At 34.9% G+C, this 6,317-nt stretch carries 5 protein-coding genes and 1 pseudogene; 2 read left to right on the top strand and 4 right to left on the bottom strand.

Features of this window, described 5'->3' with window-relative positions; genetic code table 11:
* Positions 1-611 precede the first annotated feature (611 nt).
* Entirely contained in the window at positions 612-1,811 is a 1,200-nt protein-coding gene (locus F6K13_RS13505; RefSeq protein ID WP_124144038.1) for a response regulator, read from the top strand.
* A gap of 148 nt (positions 1,812-1,959) precedes the next feature.
* Positions 1,960-3,369 (top strand): class II fumarate hydratase, encoded by a 1,410-nt coding sequence (fumC, locus tag F6K13_RS13500; RefSeq protein ID WP_124154190.1) that lies wholly within the window; start codon positions 1,960-1,962, stop codon positions 3,367-3,369.
* Positions 3,370-3,721: 352 nt separating this feature from the next.
* Here the strand turns inward: fumC and F6K13_RS13495 are convergent, their stop codons facing one another.
* From F6K13_RS13495 to F6K13_RS13480, 4 genes and pseudogenes are all read right to left on the bottom strand, one after another.
* Positions 3,722-4,498: a GUN4 domain-containing protein gene (locus F6K13_RS13495; RefSeq protein WP_240041529.1), complete on the bottom strand. Its 777-nt coding sequence runs from the start codon at positions 4,496-4,498 to the stop codon at positions 3,722-3,724.
* A gap of 75 nt (positions 4,499-4,573) precedes the next feature.
* Positions 4,574-5,416 carry a caspase family protein gene (locus F6K13_RS13490; protein WP_124154188.1) on the bottom strand — a complete coding sequence of 281 codons (843 nt, stop codon included), beginning with the start codon at positions 5,414-5,416 and terminating at the stop codon, positions 4,574-4,576.
* Between the two features lie 12 nt (positions 5,417-5,428).
* Positions 5,429-5,803: a hypothetical protein gene (locus F6K13_RS13485; RefSeq protein WP_124144040.1), complete on the bottom strand. Its 375-nt coding sequence runs from the start codon at positions 5,801-5,803 to the stop codon at positions 5,429-5,431.
* Between the two features lie 285 nt (positions 5,804-6,088).
* Positions 6,089-6,317, bottom strand: a pseudogene (locus F6K13_RS13480) (Uma2 family endonuclease); the annotation flags it as partial.

The raw sequence follows: 6,317 nt of genomic DNA, 5'->3' as shown, positions 1-6,317 counted from the left end.
ACATTCTACAAATGATTTGAAAAGCACTTTGGGGCAAACATATGATTTGACTTTTATGGCTGTAGGAAGCTAACACTAAATTGCGATCAATTATAAGTTAATTATTCATTAATGATAATTTTGATACACAATTTTGCACTTGTCAAATCTAGTGTTTCTATATAAACCACATCACGACTAGCCGCCTAATCTTTTTGTTATATCTCGTAAAATATATTAAAAAAGTAATCTTAATAAAATCATTAAATCAACATTATTAAAAAGTATTTCCTGATGGAATGCTCCGCAAACAGCGAGAGAGCGTTTAGTATTCAGCTTTTTAGAATGGGATTTCAACTCCTCATAAAATTAAACAACAAGCTAGAAGTCGGGGATTTTAACCCAAGCTTTTAGATGTCTTTTTTATATGGACTATCCCCGCTGACTGCTAGTAACTGATAGCTTACAGCTAGTTAATCTATATGTTTATAGTAAAATTTTCAGAAAAATTAATTTTTTAATAATTAATCGTGGATAAAATACTCCGTAGAGGGTTAAACCCTATAGAAAAAGTTTGATTGTATGATTAAACTAGAGATAAAATTAGATAGCAAATATAAAATAGAATAATTATGTTAATAACTAATATCAGGTGTAACAAAGTATGGAAAGTTTTGGCCGCACTTAGTCACAAGCAAGCAACAGGTAAACTAATATTAGACAATGGCGAACAAAAATGGCAGATTTACTTTTGTCGAGGACAAATGTTATATGCTACAGGGGGATTACATCAAACTAGACGTTGGTACAGAACAATTAGTCAACATTGTCAGCATCTAAAATTTAACGCTAATTTACTATCTACTGAAGAATTATGGGAATATAAGCTTCTTCAGCAAGGTCTTACTAAAGAACAAATAACTATAAAACAAGGTAAAGCAATTATCCGTAGTAGCAGCTATGAAATTTTCTTTGCTTTAGCAGGTCAGTCAATTTTAAATCTCAACTGGCAATCCGATGGGGAATTAACATCAGAAATTTGTTCCAACTTAGCATTATCTCCATTAGAATTAAAGCAAGTTATAGAGGCAGCACAAAAACTTTGGGAACGCTGGCAGAAAATAGGTATTAATGATATTTTCCCAGAACAAGCTCCGGTAGTTAAACAATCTATAAAATTACAAAGTCGTCTCAGTGAAGAATCTATACAGGTTCTTACTAATAAATTTAATGGTGAAAATACCTTGTGGGATATTACAGCTAAAAAAAGGCAATGTTTAACCTTAACAACTCGTACTATATATCATTTTTTAAAACAAGGTGTAATAGAAGTTCGAGCTATACCAGATTTACCTTCTCCATGGGAACAATTACACCTAGCTTACTGTTCAACAAATCGTTATAGACCTCTGATAGCTTGTATAGATTCTACACCAACAACAGGTAAATTTTTAGAGCAAATTTTGATGCCTAAAGGTTATAAAATTGAGAAAATTACTGACCCAATGCAAGGGGTAGGATTAATGGCTAAAAAAAATCCTGAATTAATATTTATAGATTTAGTTATGCCGGAAGTTGATAGTTATGCACTCTGTAATTTTTTGCGGAAAGCTTCAATTTATAAACAAACTCCTATTATTATTTATACTGGACAGGATAATTATCTAAATCGGGCTAGGGGATTATTAGCAGGAGCAACAGATTTTTTAAGAAAACCAGCAAATGCAAAAAAAATCTTAGACACAGTAGAAAAATATTTAAAGTTAAAAAAACAGAAATATCAAAATAAAAATAACCTTTCGCAATCTTTAGCTTTGGCACCTGAATGCTAAAGAGAATAAAAATAGTATAATCAGATAATTTTATGAGCATAAAATTCTTATAAATTAAAGACAAAAAAATAAAAATTTAACTAAGTCAGTGCCATAAAAGATAATGATGTAAGTAAATATAAAGATACACCATATCATCAAAATACTAATGACAGAATTAATGTCGTCTAAAATGCGCATTGAAAGCGATAGCATGGGAAAAATAGAAGTACCAGCAAATCGTTATTGGGGCGCTCAAACTCAGCGATCGCTCATCTACTTCTGTATTGGCCAAGACTACATCCCACCAGAAGTCATCAAAGCATTCGCCATTCTCAAAAAGGCAGTTGCTCAAACCAACCACGAACTCGGCAAACTCCCAGAAGATAAAACAAAATTAATTTCTCAAGCAGCAGAAGAAATAATTGCTGGGAAACTAGATGGTAACTTTCCGCTGCGAGTCTGGATGACAGGAAGTGGCACCCAGTGCAATATGAATGTCAACGAAGTCATTTCTAACCGGGCGATCGAAATTGCTGGTGGAGAAATGGGAAGCAAAATACCAATACATCCCAACGACCACGTTAATATGTCGCAGTCATCTAACGATACTTTTCCCACTGCTATGCACATCGCCTCAGCAATAGCATTACAGGAAAAGTTGTTGCCGAAAGTCAAGAAAATGCGCGATGCACTCCAGGAAAAATCAGAAGTATTTTCCGAAATTGTTAAAATAGGGCGTACCCACTTGCAAGATGCTGTACCGTTAACATTGGGGCAGGAATTTTCTGGATATGTGGCACAACTCGATGCAAATATACAACACATAACTAATGTTTTGCCAAGTTTGTATGAACTCGCTCTAGGTGGCACCGCAGTGGGAACGGGATTAAATACAGTTAGTGGTTTTGCCGAACTTGCTGCAAAATATATTAGTGAAATAACTGGGTTGCCATTTGTGTCTGCACCGAATAAATTTGCTGCTTTAGCTGCTCACGATCCAATAGTTATGGCGAGCGGCACTCTGAAGACTTTAGCTTGTTCGTTGTTGAAAATTGCTAATGATATTCGGTGGTTGGGAAGTGGTCCCCGGTGTGGGTTTGGGGAATTAATTTTGCCTGCAAATGAGCCAGGGTCTTCAATTATGCCAGGAAAAGTTAATCCTACTCAGTGTGAGGCAATGACGATGGTGGCGACTCAGGTAATGGGGTATGATGCAGCGATCGCTTTTGCTGGCGCTCAGGGAAGTTTTGAGTTAAATACTTATAAACCGATGATGATATTTAATTTAATTCAGTCGATTAATTTGATTGCTGATAGTTGTAATAATTTTACGGACTTTCTATTAGTTGATTTGCAGGCAAATCAGAAAAAAATTGAATTTTATTTGGAACAGTCTTTGATGTTAGTGACAGCTTTGAGTCCAAAAATTGGGTATGATAATGCTGCGAAAGTTGCTAAGGTTGCCCATGAGAAAGAGTTGACTTTGAAGGAAGCTTGTTTGGAGTTGGGTTATGTTTCAGCGGAGGAATTTGATGAGATTGTGATTCCTAAAAATATGACTCATCCTTCAGCTTAGTTTGATGAAAAGTAGGTCTAGTAGGGTGTGTTAGTGTCAGCGTAACACACCGAAAATTAACATTTATAGACTGGTACAGATAAAGAGTTAAATTCAGGTAGTGAGTTAAACAATTCCTAATAATAAAAAACAACCATTTCGTAGGTTGGGTAGAACGAAGTGAAACCCAACACATATTTTATTTCTATAGATATAGATTTTTGTTGGGTTGCGCTGTCGCTTAACCCAACCTACTAGACTGATAACTGATAACTGATAACTGAAAAAAGGGTATCAAAATCCTGAAATCAACAAAATTCGTAAAATTAAGTTCCTAAAACTTTTTTCTGTTGACGGCTGAAACGCTTATATGTTAAAGTCTACAAGTCTCTGCGCGAGAGAAGACCACAAACCGTTTGCCATTAATAAGCCTATTGCCATTAATAAGCACCCACATGGAAGGGAGGTTCCCCTTCAACATGGAAGGGAGGTTATCCTCCTCCCAAAGCTCATCGTAGCTCAACGATTCGTCTCCTTTTCTCCATCCTACTTGATCTCCAAAATTTTTCCATACCTCTGAATCATACTCTTTTGTTCCACCCAAACTCTGGTAAATTTTCTTCTGCACAGAAAAGCCAAATTTACGATCACTATATTCTACCCAAAGCTGGTCAATTGTGCGGAGGTCTGTACAAGGAAAATTTTCTACATCTTTTTCACTTAGATATCCTCGCTCCTCTCCCCCCGCAACTTTCAACATTAAACGAGAAGTTTCTATATCTGCCTCTTTCCACTCCTTTTCTTTTAGTAGATTTTCTAGCTTTGAATACTTTGAGTTTTGGTCTGTTGGTAGTGTTGTTGTTAACGATGGTAATGGTCTTGGTGGTGGTGCTGACTTTGGTAGTAAAGTAAAAAACGAAATACTTAGTAAAACTCCTGTACCTATTATTACAAAACACCCTACTTTGAGTTTAGGTTTGGGATTAGGTGGCTTTGGTAGCTGGGATATAATTTTTTCCTCAATAGGCGCAATATCCTCATCTCTCAACCCAAAAAGTGACTGAAATTTCTGGAGAGTTTTGCGATTATTTTCTGTTAAAGGATTACTTTCTTTAACTGCTAAAATTAAAGCGTCTTCATAACGCTTCAATTTATTTTTAAATAATTCATAAGGCTGTTTTTCTTCAGTTATAATAGCTTCAGATTCAGGCTGGGATAACCCAATTTATCTATAGAGTTCATCCAAAAAATTATGGTCTAGCAAACTAATTTCGCCATTGTTTTTAATCAGTATTTCTTTAACTTCTCGACGAAATTTTAAATTCGGTTCATCCTGTGGCGAACGTGCTAAAAAAATTCGATAACCTTCCTTGTGAGGTTCAAATTGAGGAGTCATTGCTGGAGATTCTTGGCGTACTTTTTCACTCACATATTGATGCAATTCATCGGCTGAAATTTTGCCATTATTATCGGTATCTGCTGCTCCAGTTTTAATACCTTCAACGAGATATTTTGTATAAATAGATAATTCAGAACCTTCCGACTCAAAAGAACTTTGAACAGCACTAGAAGACATCAAAATTGCCCTACCTTCTCCACCTAATTCAGTTTGAATATCTATATTTTCATCCCCTTTAGCAGTCATTCCTTTAGTAAATGCGCCACTATAACAACAGTCAAGAATCACAACCAGACGTTGAGAAAAACTATCATTCATTTGACTTTGTAAAAGACTAGCACCCACAGCAGTCGGCGTAACAATTCCCCTTTCACCTTTGCGAGTTTGAGGAGTAGCTAAAAATAAATTACCCTCTCTACTTTTAACTCCATGACCAGAAAAATAAAAAAGTAAAACATCATCCTTATTCCGGTCAGCAAACAAATCATAAATTGCCTCTTCTATCTGTTGACGATTGGAATTTTTCAAAACCTCAATATTATCAAAACCTCCCATTTCCGAATTACCTAAAACTTCCTTCATTGCCTCAACATCTTTCACCGCACTAGGCAAAGCCGGAAATTCTGGGAGGTATTCACTAACTCCAATTAATAGAGCTATTTTTGCCATGAAAAAATATCCTTAAGCATTCAAAAAATTATCTACTTCTCTCAAAACCTTATTCAAATCTTCCAGATTACGAACTTCAATATCTATCTTTCGACCATTACCTTCAGCTTTAATTTTCATAGTCTTACCATAGAGGCGATCGCCTAAATATCCAACCAAAGCTTTGAGATTTTTAGCATTAATTTCTGCGGTAAGAATTCCCACTAAAAAACCGCCGATACTTTTAGATATAGGTTCGGCAGTTTCTATTGGTATTAAATCTGCCTTTTGTACTCCATCAAATTCTTGAATTTCCGACAACATATTCTCGGTATCTGTTTGAAGCTGTTCCTCTTCTAATTGTTGGTCAGATAGAGTAATTGTTAGTTGAATATTTTCTAACCACATAATGTTTAATTGTTAGTTTTCAGGAATAAAATTACTAATTCAAAAGATAAATAAACTAGCACAGCAGTTTTCAGGTCAATGAACCACATTACAAAAATGATAATCCAGGACATTGTATGCAACTCCCTACTGTGTTCTACCCAAAATGAAAACCGCTGTAAACAGATAATCAGAATAATTATAACCTTAAATTAGTTCTTTAAGCAAAAATCGTAAATTATAGGGGTTATCCAAACCCCCACGATAAAATATTACAACATAATTTAGGATTACTATATTCTCTGATTAAGATTCTTGAAATTGAGACAATAGGGAAGCAATAACTTGATTTTGATTGATACTTCGACTCTGTTGTAAAGCCGCTTTTAAAACATCTATTACTAATCCTGGTAAAACTATAGATTCTGTAATCCTTTTACTGCCACCATCAACCATAGTAAAAGCAATAATATCTACATTTTTTACATCAACTATCCAATATTCTTTGATTTTTAAATCTTCATAGATCAACCTA

This window comes from Okeania sp. SIO2B9, from assembly GCF_010672505.1.
Lineage (GTDB): Bacteria > Cyanobacteriota > Cyanobacteriia > Cyanobacteriales > Microcoleaceae > Okeania > Okeania hirsuta.
This window is presented reverse-complemented; position numbering and strand designations above follow the sequence as displayed.